We start from the raw sequence: 18904 nt of genomic DNA, 5'->3' as shown, positions 1-18904 counted from the left end.
TTAGCCCTCCATCTCAGTAGGGTTGATGAGGATGTTGCCGACCGCATCGATGGTTGCGGTGCAATCGTGTTCGACAAGCGTTGTGGAATCCATCTCTGTGATGATGGCGGGTCCGGGGATGGTGTCCCCTTGGAGCAACTTGCCGCGGTCGTAGATGACAGCGGCGCGCTCCTCTCCGTCCATCCAAAGCGTGTGATCTTTGACCTTGGCCGCCGACGGGTCGCCATTGCCTTTGGCAAGCTCCTGCGCCTCCAGCTCAAGCGACTCGCCAAGAGCCACTGCGCGCAGGTTCACGATCTCATGCGGGGTATCCATGTTGAAGGTGAAGAGGCGATTATGCTCTTCATCAAAGCGGGCGAGGATGCCTTCGATGCCCTTCTCGCGCAGGGTCGCTTGATCGATTGTAAGCGGAACTTCAAAGGCTTGACCTGCATAACGCACATCAACTTCGAACTCGGATGTGATGGAGTCTGACGGAATGCCGTCCGCTTCCAATTCGGCCCGCGTTTGTGCTGCCATCTCATCGAGCAATGCGATGAGGTCCGCCACATCGGTCTGGTCCGCAAGCTTGCTGAAAGAACGCGCTGTCTCAGTCCGCATCCGTGTCGTTGCATCGCCCAGAGCGCACAAAACGCCGGGCGAGACAGGCGAGACCGCAGGCCAGGAGCCCATGAGTTTCGCCACCGCATTCACATGCAAAGGCCCTGCCCCGCCAAAGCCCATGAGGGCAAAGTGTCGCGAGTCATAACCTTGCTGAACGCTAATCATGCGCAGCGCGCCGAACATGTTCTCATTGACGATATCAATGATCCCGCGCGCTGCATCCATCAAGGATACGCCAAGTGCGTCGGCGATGGTTTGCACCGCCTTTTTCGCGCCCTCACGGTCAAGCTTAAACGATCCGCCGAGAAGATCTTCGGGCAGATAGCCAAGCACCACATTGGCATCGGTCACGGTCGGCAATTCGCCTCCCTTGGAATAGGCCACCGGCCCCGGCACAGCGCCTGCGCTTTCAGGTCCCACGCGAAGCGCGCCGGTCAATTCCGGAACGTGAGCGATAGAGCCGCCCCCAGCCCCAACCGTCTTCACATCGAGAGCCGACGCGCGCACGGAAAGGTGCCCAACTTCGGTCGTGCGCACCCGGCGCGGTTCGAGATTTTCGATAAGAGCAACGTCGGTCGAGGTCCCGCCGACATCGAGGGTGAGAATGTTCTTAAGCCCTGCGTTCTTCGCCACCCATACGGCGCCCGTCACACCGCCAGCTGGGCCCGACATAAGGATGTTCACAGGGTGCTTTTGCGCTTTCTCGCTGCTCATCAATCCGCCGTCAGAGCGCAGCAATGAAAGCTTACCCTTCACGCCTGCCTCTACCAGCTTGTCGCGCAAGTTTGAGATGTAATTGCCCACCACCGGACGCACCGCCGCGTTCGCAACGGTTGAGAGCGTGCGCTCATATTCCTGCATTTCGGGAAGCACTTCGTGGCTGAGTGAAATCGGCACATCCGCGCCGAACACTTCCGCCGCAATTGCGCCGATCTGTTTCTCATGCGCGCCGTTTACATAGGCGTTGATGAGGCTGACCGTGATCGCCTCAACGCCTTGCGCCTTTAGCTGTTCGAGAGCAGCGCGGGCGCCCGCTTCATCAACGGGGCGGACTTCATTGCCATCGGCATCCATCCGGCCACCCACGGTAAGCGTGTCTTCGAGCGCTGCGAGAGGTTGCGGCTTTGGCCATATTATCCACGCGGCAAGGCCTCCGGGCACAAAGCTGCGCGCGATCTGCATGATGTCGCGGTAACCTTCTGTGGTGATGAGACCCACCCGCGCGCCCTTGTTCTGCAGCACCGCATTGGTTGCAACCGTCGTGCCGTGCAAAAAGAACTCGATATCGCCTGGATCAACGCCCGCCTCGCTTGTGATGGCGAGCACACCGTTCAAAATGCCTTCCGAGCTGTCATGCGGAGTCGATGGCGTCTTGTGCCGCCAGAACGCACCACTTTCCTGATCAAACAACAGCAAGTCGGTGAACGTGCCACCCACATCTACACCCAGACGGTAACGCATCAGGCGAGTTCCTTCTCTTCAGATTGGGCGGTCGGAAAACCGCCGGATTTGGCAACCATGGCTGGCAGGTCTTTGCCCATAATGGGGGCAAGCCAGGTGTTGGTTTCGATAAGTTTGGTGAGGTCGAGCCCTGTATCGATCCCGGCGCGCTCCAACATATATTGGACGTCTTCGGCGGCGACATTGCCAGCCGCTCCGGGCGCAAACGGACAACCGCCCAGCCCGCCGATGGAGGCGTCAATGGTCGAGGCGCCCGCTTCAATCGCGGCCCACACATTGGCAAGACCCGTCCCGCGCGTGTTGTGAAAATGCATACGGATCGGCAGATCGCCAACAGCCTCTTTCACCCCTGCGATCAGACGGGTGACGTGAGCCGGGTTGCCCACCCCAATTGTGTCGGCAAACGCGATCTCTACTGGCCCTGCCTCAGCAACAGCCTTGGCCATTTCAATAACGCGGCGCTCAGCAACTTCACCCTCAAACGGGCAGCCAAAACTCGCCGCAATTGTGGCCTGAGCCGCCTTTCCAGCCGCCTTAGCGCTTTCAATAATCGCCTTCGCCGCTTCGACCGAGCCGTCAGACGTCTGCCCCTGATTGCGCATGGCAAAAGTGTCGGTCGCCACACAAACCGCACCCAATTGATCAATTCGCCCCGTTGCCAAAGCGCGATCAGCCCCGCGCTGGTTCATGACAAGACCGATGTAGGTCACATCATCACGCTGAGGCAGTCCGGCGCAAACCTCATCGGCGTCTGCCATTTGCGGGACAGCTTTGGGATTGACGAAACTGGTGACTTCAATCCGGCGCGCGCCAGCGGCAATCGCGCCTTCAATCAATCGAATCTTGTCAGCGGTAGAGACCAAAACCTTCTCGTTCTGGAGCCCATCGCGCGGACTCACTTCGACGATTTCGATGGTTTTTGTATACACTGTTGCCACTATGCCGCACCTCGCTCGGTCTCGCCTACACCCTTTGTCATACCCTTGTGTGCATCGGCATAGGCATGAAAGGCACGGCGGATATGACCTGCCATGATGGCTTCAGCCCATGCCCCATCGCGGCGCTCAAAGGCGGAAATAAGATCGGCGTGTTCACTGTGCGAACACTCGAACGCCTTGGGGTCGTAGTGGTGCGCCGTACGCCAAACGACTGGTTGCTCAATAAGGGCTGTCAAAAGGTTCGTAAGACGCCGCGATCCGGCAGCCTTAAGAACCAAAGCATGCAGTTCACGATTATGATCCAAGAAGGCGTTAACATCTGGATCAGGTTTAGAAATCGCCTCATAAATTGCATTATTACAGTACCTTAATGCGATCAGGATTTCATCCGTCATTCGCTCGGCCGCCAGCTTTGCCGCATGCCCTTCTAACATCGCGCGAAGTTCAAAGGCATCGGCCACATCATCCAGAGACCAATCCGCAACATAGCTGCGCTGCGACTCGGTGCGAGTGACAAGCATATCCACTTCAAGTTGCTTCAACGCTTCGCGAATGGGTGTCCGTGATACGCCGCAAACTTGCGCCAATGCCTCTTCACGCAAAGGATCTCCCGAGGACAACTCCCCCGAAAGGATCATCCCACGGATCGCTTCATAGGCGCGATCTGACGCTTTGGTCATGGATAATCCTCAACTCGCAAATAGGGCATCAATGAACTTGACTCCGTTTAATTGTATACAATAAAGCAAGGCCCTTGCAAGGCGGTCTGTTCAAGCCGTCTTGGAAAGTGGCGAGATCCACTTTGATCAACCCCAAGCTTGGGACAGTTGGTTAGGTGCCGAAAGAACAAACGTGTCACGAGATCGCTCCACGGGAGAGGAGCGATTGGAGGAGAAAATTCACATGCGTCAGTTTCAACTGCTCACTGCAGCTTCATTCATAAGTCTAGCCGTCGCTGCACCTGCCGCAGCGCAGAGTAATTCCGCCCCGGACACCGCAGCCGAAGAAGATGACAACGCCATCATCGTGACTGCCCGTCGTCAAAACGAACGATTGCAAGACGTGCCAGCTTCAGTGACCGTCCTTACGGCGGATGCGCTTCAAAAGACCGGCGCGCAAAACGCAGCAGACTTCTCTCAGCTAACGCCGGGTGTCACAATCGTGACCGGAACAGCAGAAGCAGGCGACACCCAGATCAACATCCGCGGTATTAATGGCGCACGCGATGCGGAGAGCTCTGTCGCTCTTGTGGTTGACGGCATCCTCAAGACCAACACCGCTCAGCTAAACCAAAACCAAGGGACATTGCGCCAAGTTGAAATCCTCAAGGGCCCTCAAGGCGCTCTTTATGGACGCAACGCCGCAGCAGGCGCGATTGTCCTTCAAACCATCAAGCCAAGCGACGTTGTAGAAGGCGGAGTTCGAGCATCCTACGCCAACGATAGCACTTTTGAGGGCACTGCATATATCTCAAGCCCCCTTGGCGACAACATTGGTCTCGTTGCGTCAGGGTATTATCGCACCACTGATGGTTTCTTCCGCAATGACTTCCTGGATGCTGACGTTGTTGACGATCAGGAAGTTTGGTCAGTCGATGGCCGACTAATTGCCAATCTTGGAGAGGCAACCGAGCTTGATGTGAAGGCCCGCTACTCGCAGCTTCGCGGTGCTTCAATCAACTTCAACTCCTCATTCCATATCCCCGCATTTGGCGGAACCAATCCGGCCTTCTTCGAAGACGTGAACGATCATCCTTTTGTCTATAACGGCAATATTCGCCCTACCAACGAACAGGACAGCTTCGACATTTCTGCCAAGGTAGAGCACGACTTTGGCGATATGACATTGACCGCTTGGGCTTTGTATTCTGACGTTGATCAGCTCTTAACCGCCGATGGAACCAGCGCCGACTTTGCACGTTTCATCAACGCAGCAGACCCCGCCGCCCAAGGAGTCGTTGATAGCTGCTTTGCAACGACAGCTGAGCTCACCGGATTTCCAGTGGCACAGCCCGGCTTTATCGGCCAAATTCCCGTGCCGTTTATCTTTGCACCGGCCAATGGATCGACTTTCGGCGCATATAGTCCGACCACTTGCGATGGCACGCAGCTTCAAATCCGCGAACAATCGGACATCAGTGCTGAGATTAGGCTTGCCTCAAACGGCGGCGATGCACTCAGCTGGCAGATCGGTGCCTACTTCCTTAATATCGACCGCGAAACCGGCGTCAGCATTGGCGGCGACACAGGTGCTGGAGTTAGCGAAACGTTGTTCAATGCGCCTGGCAGTTCGAACCCAACCAGCCTCCTGCTGAATGATGAATTCGACACCACGGTTTATGCCGTCTTTGGTAATGTTGAATATGAGTGGGATGACCTAACGCTTGGCCTTGCGCTGCGGTACGATGTCGAAGACCGTTCGTCAGAAAGCCTTGTGCCTGCCGGCGCGCTTGACCCGTTCACGGGCGGTCCGATCAATCCCGGCCTTGCCTTTGGCGCGTTCAGCCCAGTTAGCGAGACCTTTAAACAACTTCAGCCAAAAGTTAGCCTTAGCTATCAGCCGAGCCCAGACCTCAACCTATATGCCAACTGGGGCATTGGATTTAAGTCAGGCGGCTTTAACAACCAAGGCTCGTCTGCCATCATCGATGCAAACTTCGTCCAGTTTATCGGCGCGGATGTCAGCATCAATGATGTGTACGACAAAGAGGTCTCATCCGCTTTTGAAGCAGGCGTCAAAGGACAGCTTTGGAACGGGCGCGTAACCTTCGATCTTGCGGGTTACTACACAGAAATTGACGACATGCAGTTCTTCGAATTCTTCGTTGGCTCGTTCGGTCTGCTTCGTGTGGTCTCCAACATTGACGATGTCGAGGTTTATGGCCTTGAATTCAACTCAAGCGTTGAAATCGTCGAGGGCTGGAAATTCTTCGGTTCCGTCAATGTGACAGAGAGCGAAATCAAAGCGAATAGCTCGCGTCCTTCAACCGTGGGTAATGAGAGCCCCTACACCGCAGATTATACTATCAATCTGGGCACCGAAATCGACACTCCGATGAGCGACAATGTGGATCTTATCGTGCGCGCCGATTATCGGATCACCGGACCGACATCGTTCCACTCGTTCCAAGATCAAACCTCACCGACGCTATTCTCTGGCCTGTTGCCAGGCTCTGCTCTTGCGTTGCCGGCATCTGTCGGTGACGCCGATTTCAGCGTAGCCCAGCGTGAAGCGTTTGGGGTTCTTAACCTTCGTGCAGGCGTTGAAATAGGGAACTTTACGGCCACGGTCTTCGCAGAAAACGCATTGAACCGAGAATACCTCAACGAGGTCATTCCCGCGATTGAGTTTGGTGGTTCCTTCATTTCGCCGGGTGCTCGGCGCCTCGTTGGCGTGGAAGTTGGCTACAACTTCTAACGCTGGCATACAAAAGAGCGCTTCCAGCGTCGCAAAAGGGTGGGTCTTTAACAGACCTGCCCTTTTTCTTTTGTTGCGCTAAGAAGACGCCCTTAAAGCCATCAAGCTGCAATATGGTGGAGCCACTAAGCAGCGACACAATTAATCGGGACCTTCATCAATGAATGACAATCGATCACGGCGGTTAGAACTCTCTCGGCGTCTGGCGCTCAAATCCTTCGGGTCCTCCGCCATTCTTGGGCTTTCTTTGGTGACCGCTACAGGCGCGATTGCTCAGCCGGTTTTTAGGCAATACCCGTTCCAGCTTGGCATCGCGAGTGGGGAACCTGAGCCCGATGGCTTCGTCATCTGGACCCGCCTTGCGCCCCAACCGTTTGAGCCCGGATATGGCATGCTGCCCGCGCCTGTCGAAGTGCGCTGGGAGGTGGCGAGCGATGAACGCATGCGCAATAAGGTCGCCGAAGGAACGGCCGTGGCTCGCCCTGAACTTGGCCATGCGGTCCATGTTGACGTTGCCGGGCTTGAGGCAAACCGCCCCTATTTCTACCGCTTTTATTCTGGCAATGAACGCAGCGGAATTGGGCGGGCGAAGACAACGCCCGCCATGGGACAGCCCATTGATAGCCTGCGTTTTGCCGTTGCCGGATGCCAGAACTACGAAGAAGGCTATTACACAGCGCACCGATACCTTGCCGCCGAAGAGGCAGATTTCGTCTTCTGCTATGGCGATTATATCTACGAATATCGCGGCGACCGCCTACGCGCAAATTGGCATGGCGGGGTGGAAGAGAATGTACGGCCCCACTTTGGCCAAGAGATCCACACGATCGAAGATTATCGCCGCCGCTATGCGCAGTATAAGATGGACCCAGACCTTCAGGCTGCCCACGCCTCTGCTCCTTGGATTGTGACGTGGGACGATCATGAGATCGACAACAATTGGGTCGCGGATATTGATCAGGACGGCACGCCCGCTTCGATCTTTGCTCTGCGCCAACAAATGGCGATGCAGGCCTATTACGAACATATGCCGCTGCGCGCGTCTTCCATGCCGCTGGGCAATCGGATGCAGATTTACCGCCAGCAACGCTTTGGCGATTTGCTCGACCTGAACCTTCTCGATACCCGCCAATACCGCACTGATCAGCCATGCGATGACCGCTGGGCACAATATTGTGATGGTGTTGATGACCGCGCCGCGCAAGTGCTGGGCAAGCAACAGGAGGACTGGCTGTTTGAAAGGCTGGGGTCTTCCAAGGCACAATGGCAGGTGCTGGCGCAGCAGATCATGATGATGGACCTCGACCGCCGCATTGGCGATGGCGAGGGACGAAATCTGGATAGTTGGGGCGGATATGAAACCCCGCGCGACCGTGTGCTCGCGCAGGTCAAAGAACTTGGGCGCGACAGCGTGATTGTTCTAACGGGTGATGAGCACCAGAATTATGCTGGCGAGCTTCACCTTGATGGACAGCGTCCGGGCGCAAAACCGATTGCGACCGAATTTGTCTCAACCTCTATCTCGTCGGGCGGCGATGGTGAGGATAAGCGCGGCGATACCGCCCAGATCCAGAAAGAGAACGAATGCCTCAAATGGCACAATGCACAGCGCGGCTATGTCATGTGTGATGTGACCCGCAACCAATGGACGACTGAGTTCAAGACGATGGAATATGTGTCGCGGCGTGGCGGTTCGATCAAGACGCGCAAGCGCATGACTGTTGCACATGGTGAGCCGGGGTCCTTGGCTGAAGCCTGACGCCGACCTTTCGAGACATACAAAAGGGGCGGATGAGATGATCTCACCCGCCCCTTTTTTTGCGTTTGGCCTACCCGGATTGTTGTGCCCGGCTTATTGCGGGTAGCTGGGAACCCCGCTGCCCGGCGTGTACGGCGCGCCAAGGCTAGCCAGTTCGCTCTCAAGCGCCTCAACCCGCAGCTCGGCATCGCGAAGCTGGGCAAGGACGCCTGCAAAGTCGTTTTTCGCGATTTGGAGCGCTCTTTTATCAGAGCCGGTGACTGGCGATTGGTGGTTCCAACCCCAGCCTTCGATCTGGCCCACGCGCTGAGCAATGGAGAACGGCACAGGCTCGTTCCGGCTGGCAACCGAACGGTCACCAAACAGCGCCATGTCCGATTGATCGAGGATGATCTCGATCTGCTGGATCGTGGTGCGCTGTGCTTCATTGGGCTGGGTAAGAGCCTCTACTGCAACTTTCAGGTGAGCGACGCGACCCCACAGTTCACGCGAGGCAGCGCCTGCACCCGATACTGCGCGTGACAGGTCGGCGGTCTCTTGCTGGAAGGCAAGGACAGCGGCCCGATCAATGGCAAGCTCTGGTGAGTTTTCAAGCGGCTTCAAAGTGAAGCTTTGCGGGCTTCCCAAAGGTGTGACCACGCCGTTGATGCGCTTGCCCATTTGGACTGTGTACTGGCCCGGCACCACAAGCGGCCCTGTTGGCGGGCTGCCAAAGATGCTGACTTCGCCAGCCGACAAGCGCGCAGGGCCCGGCGCAGGATAGCGAAGGTCCCATGCAACCCGGTGAAGGCCTTTGGATTTCGGCCCTGTCATACGGCGCACGATCTGGCCTTCGCTATCTGTGATTGTAAAGATGATAGCTGGTTCATCCTCGCGGTCTTCTTGGCGAAGGGTTTCCCACGATGGGTACGGCGTATCCCCGCCCGTCTTCTCGATCTCACGTTCTGCCTTGCGGCGGCTCTGAGCGCGTGTCTCAAGTCCATCGCGAAGCGTGTAGGTGAAGACCGCGCCATAGGGCGGGTTCTCAGCGAACCAGAAGTTGTCGCCGTTCGACGCCTGAGCGCCGCCATAAGTGCCCCAAAGGTCGCCTTCGATATACATCCAAGGATCACGCACTTCGAACAGCGTGGCTTCGTTCGACGCAACGCTTGATGCGCTTGTGCGCAATGCCGAATAGTCATCAAGCACATAGACACCGCGTCCAAAGGTGCCCACGACGAGGTCGTTTTCACGCTTCTGGATTTCGATATCCCGAACGTCGATGGTCGGGAAATTGGCTTTGAGCTGCTGCCAGCTCCCACCGCCATTTTGCGAATAGAACAAGCCAAATTCCGTGCCTGCAAACAGCAGGTTCGGATCAACATGATCTTCGGCGATGGTGTGGACAGAGCCTTTGCCCGGCAGATTGCCTGCAATCGACGTCCAAGTCTGGCCCCGGTCGCTCGAGCGATAAACGTAAGGCTTATCATCACCGCGCTTGTGGTTGTCGAACACCGCATATGCGACATTGGAATCGTGGTTTGAGGCGATGATGTCCTCAACTAAAGTCATCTCTGGCACGCCTCGAACACTCAAGAGCCTGCGCCAATCGCTGCCGTTGTTTTCCGTCACCGAGATCACGCCATCGTCAGTGCCGACATAGATAAGTCCCTCGACCAGCGAGCTTTCAGACAAAGCAATCGCCGCGCCGTAGATTGACGTTGAGGCGTTCTTTGCAATCGCATCGACACTCCACACACGGCCCATGACTTCCAGAGCATTGCGGTCAATCTGACGGGTGAGATCAGGGCTGATCTTCTCCCACGAATTGCCTTGGTCGTTGGAAGCAAAGAGGTATTCAGCCGCATAGTAAATCCGATCGGGATTGTGCGGGCTGATCAGCAAAGGCGTGTTCCAGTTCCATTTATACGCTGGCTCGCCGGGCTCTGGTTGCGGGGCGAGGAACACCCGTTCTTGAGTGCGTCGGTCATAACGAGCAAGCCCGCCATATTGGTACTGCGTATAAACAAGGTTATGATCACGCGGGTCGATTTGCGGCTTATATCCGTCCCCGCCGAGCACGATGTGCCAGTCGGAATTGGTGATGCCGTGAACAACCGTGGTGCGCGATGGACCACACAGCGAGTTATTGTCCTGCGTGCCGCCACACACATTGTAAAACGGTGCGGCATTGTCGGGTTGAATGCGGTAGAACTGCACAATGGGCAGGTTCTGGAAGTGGCGCCATTTCTGACCGCCATCCCAGCTTTCATAAACGCCGCCATCGCCGCCCATGATCATGTGGCTCGTGTTGCCTTCATCAATCCAAAGCGCATGATCGTCAACGTGACGCGTCGCATTGCTAAGGTTGCTGAACGTCTTGCCGCCATCGGTCGAACGCTTTGAAAACGTATCGAGCGAATAAAGGACATTGGGGTCCTTAGGATCAACGACAATCTCGTTATAGTATTGCGGACTGCTCGTGATGTGGCCTGAACGCTTGGTCCAATTCTGGCCAAAGTCGGTCGAACGATAGACACCTTTTTCATCGTCCTGAGCTTCGATTATCGCATAGAGCGTGTTGGGCGCAGAAGGAGCCATGGCAAGGCCAATCCGGCCCACATCGTCCTTACCCGGAAGACCTGCAGAAACCTTGTTCCAAGTATCGCCGCCATCGTTCGACCGATGGATACCAGAACCCGGACCGCCATTAATCAACACCCAAACATGCCGGCGGCGTTGATAGGAGGAAGCGGTGATCAAGTCGGGATTGTCAGGGTGTACTACAAATTCATTGATGCCGGTGTGCTCATCTAGCTCGAGGATAAGCTCCCAGTTCTCCCCGCCATCGGTGGTCTTATAAAGCCCGCGATCGCCACCTTCGGACCAAAGCGGACCTTGGGCTGCGACAAGAACGTGGTTGGAGTCCTCAGGGTTGATCCAAATCTGGCCAATGTGACCTGATTCTTTGAGCCCCATATTCCTCCAAGACTTGCCGCCATCGGTGGATTTATAAACGCCGTCGCCAAACGCAACCGAACGTTGAGCATTGTTCTCGCCTGTGCCGACCCAGATCGTGTTCTCATCCGAAGGCGCAATTTCTACAACACCGATTGAGTATGAACCCTCGCGATCAAAAATCGGCGTCCAAGTCGTGCCTGCATCTTTGGTCATCCATAGGCCACTCGAAGCGGTAGCTACGATGTAGTGGTGCGAACCGCCTTTGAAGAAAGCAAAATCAGAAATGCGCCCTGAAACATAGGACGGGCCGATCAACCGCAAGGGAAGCGAAGAAAGAGCACTGCTTTCATCATCTTGCGCAGCGGTTGGTACGCTAAAGCCAACGCCCATTAGCAATGAGATCAATGCGATCGCACGGACGGCAGATTGGAAAAGATGTCTCATGGCTTAAAGCCTTCCCCTTTTACGACTCTCTAAAAAGAGACCTTAGCCGAGAAACGAAACTTCGCAACGCGTTACAATTCGTGCGCGGAGGTTTTCGATTAATCCGCTCATTCGATGCTTCGCGCTTGACCATAGGCTCCCGCTGGTTGATCGAACAAACTGGGACAATAAAGGCACGCACATGACGGATGGATTGGGTCAAAATTACGCGAAAGCATATGCTGGCAAGGCCGGCTTCGGCAAATCACCAGCTTTAATTTTGATAGATTTCGTCCAAGGGTATTTTGATCCCTCCTGCGATCTTTTTGCCGATGTCGACGAAACGCTCGCTTCGGCCCTTAGAGTGCGCAAATCCGCGCATGAGGCCGACATTCCCGTCATTCTCACAAACGTCGTCTATCACCCTAAAGCAATCAACGGTGGCCGCTTTTTCGAAAAGGCGACTCCATTGCGCTATTTCCTCGAAGGCAGTCCAATGGGGGATTGGCCCAAGGGATTAGAGCCAACAGAAGACGAGTTGATTGTTTCAAAGCAATATCCAAGCGCGTTTTTTGGAACTTCTCTTGCCTCAACGCTGACCAGCCTTGGCGTGGACAATGTCATACTGACCGGCCTCACAACCAGCGGATGCATTCGCGCATCATGCGTCGATTCAATGAGCCACGGTTTCATTACGACTGTTGTGCGCGACGCGTGCGGTGACAGGCACGAAGACCCGCATGAAGCCAATCTCTTCGACATGCAGGCCAAATATGCAGACGTTGTATCTGAGGATGAAATTATCGCGCATCTTGCGGGCCTCGCCAAACGCTAAGCCTCATTGACCCTCCACAATTTGCAAGTGTTTACGGGTGCTGGAAGGAATAAGTTCCTACTAAGCGCGGATAAGAGTCGCGAATGGGGGATATGCAAGGATGGAGCACAGGGCCAACGACCAAGCACCAGACGCAAGTACACTTTGGCTTGCGATCGGAATTGGTGGGTTTTCAGTCCTCGCATCATTCCTTTTGGCAATATACTTCGCCGCGATGAGCACGGGCAGCGAAGCGACCTCCGTCGAAGCACAAAAGCTCGAAGTGTCGACAAGCCCTGCAAATTGAACGACTCAAAAAACGTAATTACTGACGTTTGACTAGGCACTTCGGGTGCAGCGTATTCAAAGGCTAAGTCAATCGTTTGAGGCGGGCCCCATCCTAACCCCCCGGGGCTCGCCTCACTCTTTTTGGGATGAAAGCTTGCCTCACCCAAGAAATGCCCACGCGGGTAAAAACATGTAATTTCTACCTCTCAAACAGCCGCAAAGGCTGGATTCATTGGCGATCAAATGTAACAGGCTGTTCATGTTACATTTGAGATTTAGGAGCACTCGAAGATGCGCATAGCGCTCGCAGACGACGACCGGGACATCCGCGATCAGGTTTCGGCCATGGTCCAAAAAGCGGGCCATATTGTCGATGAATTCACCAATGGGCTGGATGTTCAAAAGGCGTTGCAGCGCGACACCTATGATGTCGTTTTGTTGGACTGGAACATGCCGGGCCGCACCGGATTTGAGGTGCTCGAATGGGCAGCCGAAAACATAGAGTTTCCCCCACCCGTTATCTTGCTTACCAGCCGACAGGACAAAAGTGACATTGTCGCTGGGCTAGAGGCAGGTGCGGTTGATTATATCGTAAAGCCCGAGAGCGAAGAGGTAATCAAGGCCCGTATCGAAGCTGCTGCCAAGCGCACTGCTGTCAAAGAGATCCGGGATACAGCGGAGTTTGGTCCGTTTGTCGTCAATCACCACGCACGCAACATCTCGCGCGATGGTGAAGCAGTTACCCTCACCGCGAAAGAATATGATCTGGCGGTTCTTTTGTTCGAGAATATCGATCGCCCATTGTCGCGTAGCTATTTGTTCTCACGCGTCTGGGGTGGCAATATCGATGTCGAAACTCGCACCATCGACATGCATATATCACGCCTCCGTTCAAAACTGGGCCTTACCCCTGAATCTGGGCTTGTTATTAGAACCGTTTTTGGTTTTGGTTACCGGATGGATCATTTTGAGGTAGAAGCGCTACCTGAGTGATCGCAACCATGCGGTAATAGCACAGGGAGACGCAGCGCAATGATGAAACAGGGAAAAGCCCCCATCATGCATATGACACCTGCTCTGCTGGCAGCACTTTTTGCGTCTGCTTGCGCGGTTTCAACCCCTGCGATTGTCACATCGGCGCGGAGCAGTACGCAACCGATCGCTGAAATCCAGTTGCTGAACGAGAGCAGCGCGGCGAGCCTTAGAGGTCGCTTCCATGAAGAACTGACCGGGAAGTTTGCCGAGCGTGGTATTTCGTTCGCGCCAAATGCAGACTTTGTTGCGGACTTTGCTGTTTCTCAGCGCAAGGCTGATGTTGGCCTACAAGCTGTGTCAGATAGCGAAACAGCAACTCAGCCAAACAAACCCAATTTTCGCAGTCATTGGTATCATAAATGCAAACCTGCCAGGGTGAGCGCTAGTTTGGTCATCTATGCCCGCTCCAGCGGAGCAGTGCAGGCCAAGTCGTCTGGTGAGTTTTTGGCTTGTCCTGATGATTTGTCGCAGCTTGACCAACTGGCTGGATTGTTGGTCGACCGTGCCTTAGCCAATTGAGCTTTCATCAACTCACATGCTGGCAAGGCTGATCACAAATTTGGTGCCGCCAGCTGGCACGGTTTCAATCGCAATTTCGCCATCGTGAAGGTCAACCACCTGTTTTACATAAGCGAGACCCAAGCCTGAACTGGGCCCTGCACTCGCATCACGTGCACCGAAGCGCGCAAAAGGATCGGCACGGCGTTCTGGTGAAAGACCTGGTCCCTGATCAGTGACGGTCAACTTAACAATGCGCCCGTTTGCCCCCGTGCTAAGGCCAAGTGTGACTTGCGAATTATCAGGCGAGAATTTGACTGCATTACTGATCAAATTGTCCAGCATCCTTGCTACGGCAAAAGGATCAACCCGCGCAAAGAACGGTTCCTCGCCAGGTTCAAACGCCACTTTGCTTCGTTTCTTATGCGCTAATGGGAACGCTCGATCTGCGGCCTCTTGCAGCACCGAATTCATCTCGGTCTCTTCGCGCTCTAATCCTTCATTAGAAATGCGCGCAATCTGGACGAAATCTTCGGTCAGCTTCAGTGTGCGGCGAGCCTGGTCTTCTATCCGGCCAAAACGATCTGACGCCTCCAGAACCGCGTCCTGCTGCTGCGCAAGGCTGATGATCGCGACTTGGGGCGAGCGCATATCATGCGACAGAAATTCCAGTGTTTCGCGCCGATGGCGATCCGCCTCTTTGATCTGTGTCACCTCGCGCAATGAAAGCACTTGCGAGCCCACATCGGCATCCAGATCTGCTGCGACTAACCAGAATGTGCGTCCATCTCCAAGGCTAAGCTCGTCGCGCTTATCATTGAATTGCCCTTCGGATTCATAAAGCAACTCATTGAGCTGGAATCCCTGTATCTGGCTTATGGGTCCAAACAGATCCTGTGCGGCAAAGTTCCCCATCGAAATCGCACCCCTACCATCGGTCACTAACATTGCATCAGGCGAGGCATTGATAACATCCTGAATAAGGGTGAGGTTGCCAGATACCCCTTTCGTCAACCGTTTGAGCAAAGTGACTTGTTGTGCCACCACATCAAAACCCTCTGATCGCTCGGAAATGGGAAGGCTGGCAAGGCCTCTGAGTTCAGCCGCTTCGCTTTCGAGAAACCGGCTTACCGAGGCGAGCCTGCGCCATCCCCACAATGGGTAAGAGATCACAATGGCTAGCAAAGCGCCGCCTACGGGAATCCAGATATTCAACACCATTAATGTGGCGAAGAAGACTCCAAAGAGCCCCGCAATAAGGCCAATGGCCGCGATCAAGGCCGAGCGCGGTGACAACCGCCAAAAGCCAGCGAACAAAAGGACAATTGCGAATATCTGCACGGCCAGCGTCCACGCGGCAGGCGAACGTTGGATCAAATTGTCAGTGAGTATTGCATTGGCGAACGCGCCCTGCATTTCCAATCCGGGCAGAATGCCCCCGGCGTAAGAAGGAACTGAATATCGATCACCCAGCCCTTGCGAAGTTGCTCCGACAAGGACGATGGCGTCCTTAAAATATTCTGGAACGGCGCTCCCGTCCAAGACTGTGGCCGCCGATGCTTCGCGAAATTCACCTCGGGCGCCATAACGCACGAAAGCTGAATCGGGGAGCATGTCATCCGACCAAGGGCTTGCCCCATCAAGAGCTAAGCTCGAAACCATCAAATGGGGGAACCGTTCACCTTCAATGTTGAATGACAGGTCAAATTGCCGGGCCACTCCGTCCTCTTCGGGCGAGAGCGCAACATGGCCGATATCCGCCGCACTCCCGCGAAACAGCGCGATTGGATAGAATGGCGCCTGACCATCGAAGGTATTCAGCTTGCTGGTAAAGGAATGAGGCAATGTTACCTTGCCACTGGCCGCTAAAGCTTGTCCAAGCGCCACGTCGCTTTTTTCATTGCTAGGTTCAACAAACAACACATCGTAAGCAATCACGCGCGGGCCAAACGAGTTAATCCGCTCGATGAGCTCTGCATGAACCGCGCGGTCCCAAGGCCATGCCCCCAACTCTTCAAGCGCGCGATCATCGATCTTCAGGAGTATTATCGAAGGGTCGGTTGCAGGGGCGTTGGCTTGCCCTTCAAGGTCCAAAAGAAATAGGTCAAACCGCTCTGTCCATCCGCGCTGGTGCCCAGCCACAAGAAGCGCAAGCATCGCTAGAAACAGGATCACCCATTCAGCAGTAAGCCTCGACTTAAGCAGTTTTGTCCCGCCAAACAAAATGGTCCTATTCGCTAACCGTCAGATCGCGTGGCTCACTCCACACCTTGATCACTTCGCCTTCATCAATCACCCATGTTGCAACGCGCCATGTGTAGACACCAGGCTCCACATCGCTGACATAAAGGCCGGAAATCTCAAGTCCGACTTCATCAACGATCAAGGCTTCTGGCACACCTTTGGGCCACATTTGGAAGGCTGTGTACGACGGGCCCGATCCTACCGGGACCCAAGCAAACTTATAGGCATCTGCGAATGGCGCCGGTTCTGCACCAGCAGAGGTTCCTACACGCTTGCGCCGGAACGATGCATCTTCGCTTTGCCAAAAGCCTTCAAGACCACTTTGCGCAATCGCGCGCGTCCTGACTGAAAAACGTCCGTCTTCAATGCCTGAAAACTCAATCGCGATATCTGAGGAGATCAGTTCATCAATAACATCGGTGAACGTTATATCGCTCGCGATTTGGGTGCGATAGGCCACCGCACCGTCCAAGGGTGTGACGTCGAAACTCACGGACTCTTTTGTTTGAGTCGCACTTCGATCAGAAATCTCAGGGGCCCTGAGCAAATCCTCAGGCCGGCCAAGGCCTCCCAAATTGCTCGCAACGCCGGCGCCTTCCGGCGCTGAAACCGCAGCACCACCAGCAGAAATTTCGACGAGACCTTCGGTCACTTCAGTAAGTGCGAGCGATCTTTCTTCGTCGTAACCGACGCGAAATTGCGTACCCCGCACAGCCGTAACCGCAAGAGGCGTCCCGGTTCTAAAACGCTCGCCTTCCTCCAATTTTGGGGCTGTTATTTCTCCGCGACCTCGCAAAACGCGAAGGTCGACATCGAGCGAATTATCAATTCGATACCTCCGTGCACGCCGGATATGCACCCGCGAATTTGAAGGAAGCGAAAGCGCCGTACGCCCCTCTCCCTGAAGAGAAATGAACGACTGAGCGCCAGTTGAAACAATTGTATTTCTGGCGATTGCCTGACCCGCACGCGGCGTTTGACGCGTTCCGCCGCTCTCAATACTTACGCTCCCGGCAAAAGCTGCAATCTGCAAGGTCACAGGATCCCATCTGAGCAATGACCGTGGCACTTTGATTTGAGCGCCAACGGGGATTCTTCGTGCGTTTCGAATACGGTTGAGTCGTTGAACCTCTAACGCCGCCCCCTCCGAGACAAAGTAATCATTCGCAAGCGCATAGAGGGTATCGCCCGCCTTCATCCGGTACTGAATCGCATCATCTTCCTGCGCCGCTGCCGGAGCCACCAATCCTGCGACTGCCACGAATGCGGTCACAATTGATGTGCCAAGCATTTTTTTAAACATCCGAAGCGCCATGGGCCTGCTCGCAATCTTTTAGATTATCGGGGACCTACCTTTAGCGCATTACACGGCAGACACCAAAAGGGTTGCGAGCCAAACTGCCGCCTTTTTACAAACTTTTGCGAACAGTCCAGCGTTTGATCGGGGGGAATTGGGAGCTATTTCATGCTGATTCCTGGGCTGAGGCCGGATTGATGTCGGCTATTTGATGCAATTTGGGCCCACTCTCACATCCAGTCCGAATTTCGAGGAAGCTATCGAACAATGTCGAAGTCTGCACCAAAAGTTGAATTACCCAAGGCTGCAAGATGACCTTATGCTAAGTTGGCTGACCGTTCGGCGGCGCAGCCCGATCGAGCCAGAGGCCCAAAAAAGGATCAAGCGATGAGTGAACATGCAGGCAAAACCGTATTTATCACGGGCGGGACAAGCGGGATAAACCTTGGCATCGCCAAAGGCTTTGCCCGCGAAGGGGCGAAGGTTGCGGTTATCGGCCGCGATCCGGAACGGGCCGCCAATGCGCAAAGCGATATCAAGGCGGAGTGCACAGGTTACGGCGATGCAATGGGCTTTTCGTGCGATGTTCGCGACTATGACGCGGTCGAAGCTGCGCTTGCCAAAGTTGCAGAGGCTTATGGGACAATTGATGTGCTTGTCGCCGGCGCTGCAGGCAATTTTTATGCACCTCTCTTGGGCATGTCGCCCAACGCCTTTCGCACCGTAGTCGACATCGATTTATTCGGGACGTTCAATGCATTTCGCGCCAGCTTTCCGTACCTCACCAAACCTGGAGCATCTTTGATCGCCATCTCCGCAGGCCAAGCTGACCGGGCGAGCGCGATGCAGGCTCATGCCTGCGCCGCAAAGGCTGGGGTCAACCAATTGACCAAAGTGTGCGCCGTGGAGTGGGGCCCCGCAGGAGTGCGCGCAAACATCATTTCACCGGGCGGTATCGCCGACACGGTGGGCATCCAATTCTTGAACAAAGACCCCGAAAAATTCGATGACGCGATTAGCCGAATTCCGTCTAAGCGCCTAGGAACAGTCGACGAAATCGCTGACATGGCCAAATTCCTTAGCTCGGACGCGGCGCGTTATGTGAGCGGTCAGGTCGTCTATGTCGATGGCGGGCTTTACACTGGCGATGCGAGCACCGATTGCCTCAACCCGCCACCACGATGATA

13 protein-coding genes are annotated in these 18904 nt (G+C 55.1%); 7 read left to right on the top strand and 6 right to left on the bottom strand.

Going from position 1 to position 18904, the window contains the following annotated elements:
- From ABJ205_RS12405 to ABJ205_RS12395, 3 genes are read right to left on the bottom strand one after another with little or no spacing between them, the layout of a single operon-like run.
- Positions 1-2064, bottom strand: a complete 2064-nt coding sequence (locus ABJ205_RS12405) for a hydantoinase/oxoprolinase family protein (protein ID WP_348160821.1) — start codon at positions 2062-2064, stop codon at positions 1-3.
- On the bottom strand, positions 2064-2993 hold the full coding sequence (locus ABJ205_RS12400; RefSeq protein ID WP_348160855.1) for a hydroxymethylglutaryl-CoA lyase: 930 nt from the start codon (positions 2991-2993) through the stop codon (positions 2064-2066). The genes ABJ205_RS12405 and ABJ205_RS12400 overlap by 1 nt, the downstream gene beginning before the upstream one ends.
- Before the next feature lie 8 nt (positions 2994-3001).
- Positions 3002-3682: a GntR family transcriptional regulator gene (locus tag ABJ205_RS12395; protein ID WP_348160822.1), complete on the bottom strand. Its 681-nt coding sequence runs from the start codon at positions 3680-3682 to the stop codon at positions 3002-3004.
- A 223-nt stretch (positions 3683-3905) separates the two neighbouring features.
- Here ABJ205_RS12395 and ABJ205_RS12390 point away from each other — a divergent pair, with 223 nt between their 5' ends.
- Positions 3906-6419: a TonB-dependent receptor gene (locus tag ABJ205_RS12390; RefSeq protein WP_348160823.1), complete on the top strand. Its 2514-nt coding sequence runs from the start codon at positions 3906-3908 to the stop codon at positions 6417-6419.
- A 160-nt stretch (positions 6420-6579) separates the two neighbouring features.
- Positions 6580-8178 (top strand): alkaline phosphatase D family protein, encoded by a 1599-nt coding sequence (locus ABJ205_RS12385; protein WP_348160824.1) that lies wholly within the window; start codon positions 6580-6582, stop codon positions 8176-8178.
- 93 nt (positions 8179-8271) lie between these two features.
- Here ABJ205_RS12385 and ABJ205_RS12380 read toward each other — a convergent pair whose 3' ends face one another.
- The gene (locus ABJ205_RS12380; protein WP_348160825.1) at positions 8272-11562 is read right to left on the bottom strand and encodes a glycosyl hydrolase; all 3291 of its coding nucleotides are present in this window, start codon (positions 11560-11562) and stop codon (positions 8272-8274) included.
- Between the two features lie 181 nt (positions 11563-11743).
- Here ABJ205_RS12380 and ABJ205_RS12375 point away from each other — a divergent pair, with 181 nt between their 5' ends.
- The 4 genes from ABJ205_RS12375 to ABJ205_RS12360 all read left to right on the top strand — a co-directional run bounded on the left by ABJ205_RS12375 (position 11744) and on the right by ABJ205_RS12360 (position 14197).
- A complete protein-coding gene (locus ABJ205_RS12375; protein WP_348160826.1) occupies positions 11744-12376 on the top strand; it encodes an isochorismatase family protein in 633 nt (210 codons plus the stop codon).
- Positions 12377-12476: 100 nt separating this feature from the next.
- A complete protein-coding gene (locus ABJ205_RS12370) occupies positions 12477-12662 on the top strand; it encodes a hypothetical protein (RefSeq protein ID WP_348160827.1) in 186 nt (61 codons plus the stop codon).
- A gap of 272 nt (positions 12663-12934) precedes the next feature.
- Positions 12935-13636 (top strand): response regulator transcription factor, encoded by a 702-nt coding sequence (locus tag ABJ205_RS12365; RefSeq protein WP_348160828.1) that lies wholly within the window; start codon positions 12935-12937, stop codon positions 13634-13636.
- Between the two features lie 39 nt (positions 13637-13675).
- The gene (locus ABJ205_RS12360; protein WP_348160829.1) at positions 13676-14197 is read left to right on the top strand and encodes a hypothetical protein; all 522 of its coding nucleotides are present in this window, start codon (positions 13676-13678) and stop codon (positions 14195-14197) included.
- A gap of 12 nt (positions 14198-14209) precedes the next feature.
- Here the strand turns inward: ABJ205_RS12360 and ABJ205_RS12355 are convergent, their stop codons facing one another.
- Positions 14210-16399, bottom strand: a complete 2190-nt coding sequence (locus tag ABJ205_RS12355) for a CHASE2 domain-containing protein (protein ID WP_348160830.1) — start codon at positions 16397-16399, stop codon at positions 14210-14212.
- Positions 16400-16406: 7 nt separating this feature from the next.
- Positions 16407-17723 (bottom strand): FecR domain-containing protein, encoded by a 1317-nt coding sequence (locus tag ABJ205_RS12350; RefSeq protein ID WP_348160831.1) that lies wholly within the window; start codon positions 17721-17723, stop codon positions 16407-16409.
- A 381-nt stretch (positions 17724-18104) separates the two neighbouring features.
- Here ABJ205_RS12350 and ABJ205_RS12345 point away from each other — a divergent pair, with 381 nt between their 5' ends.
- Complete coding sequence (locus tag ABJ205_RS12345; RefSeq protein ID WP_348160832.1) at positions 18105-18902, top strand: SDR family oxidoreductase; 798 nt, start codon at positions 18105-18107, stop codon at positions 18900-18902.
- The last annotated feature ends 2 nt before the right edge of the window (positions 18903-18904 follow it).

The organism is Erythrobacter sp., from assembly GCF_039988855.1.
Lineage (GTDB): Bacteria > Pseudomonadota > Alphaproteobacteria > Sphingomonadales > Sphingomonadaceae > Erythrobacter.
The sequence above is the reverse complement of the archived record's forward strand: the minus strand, read 5'-3'. Positions and strand labels throughout refer to the sequence as shown.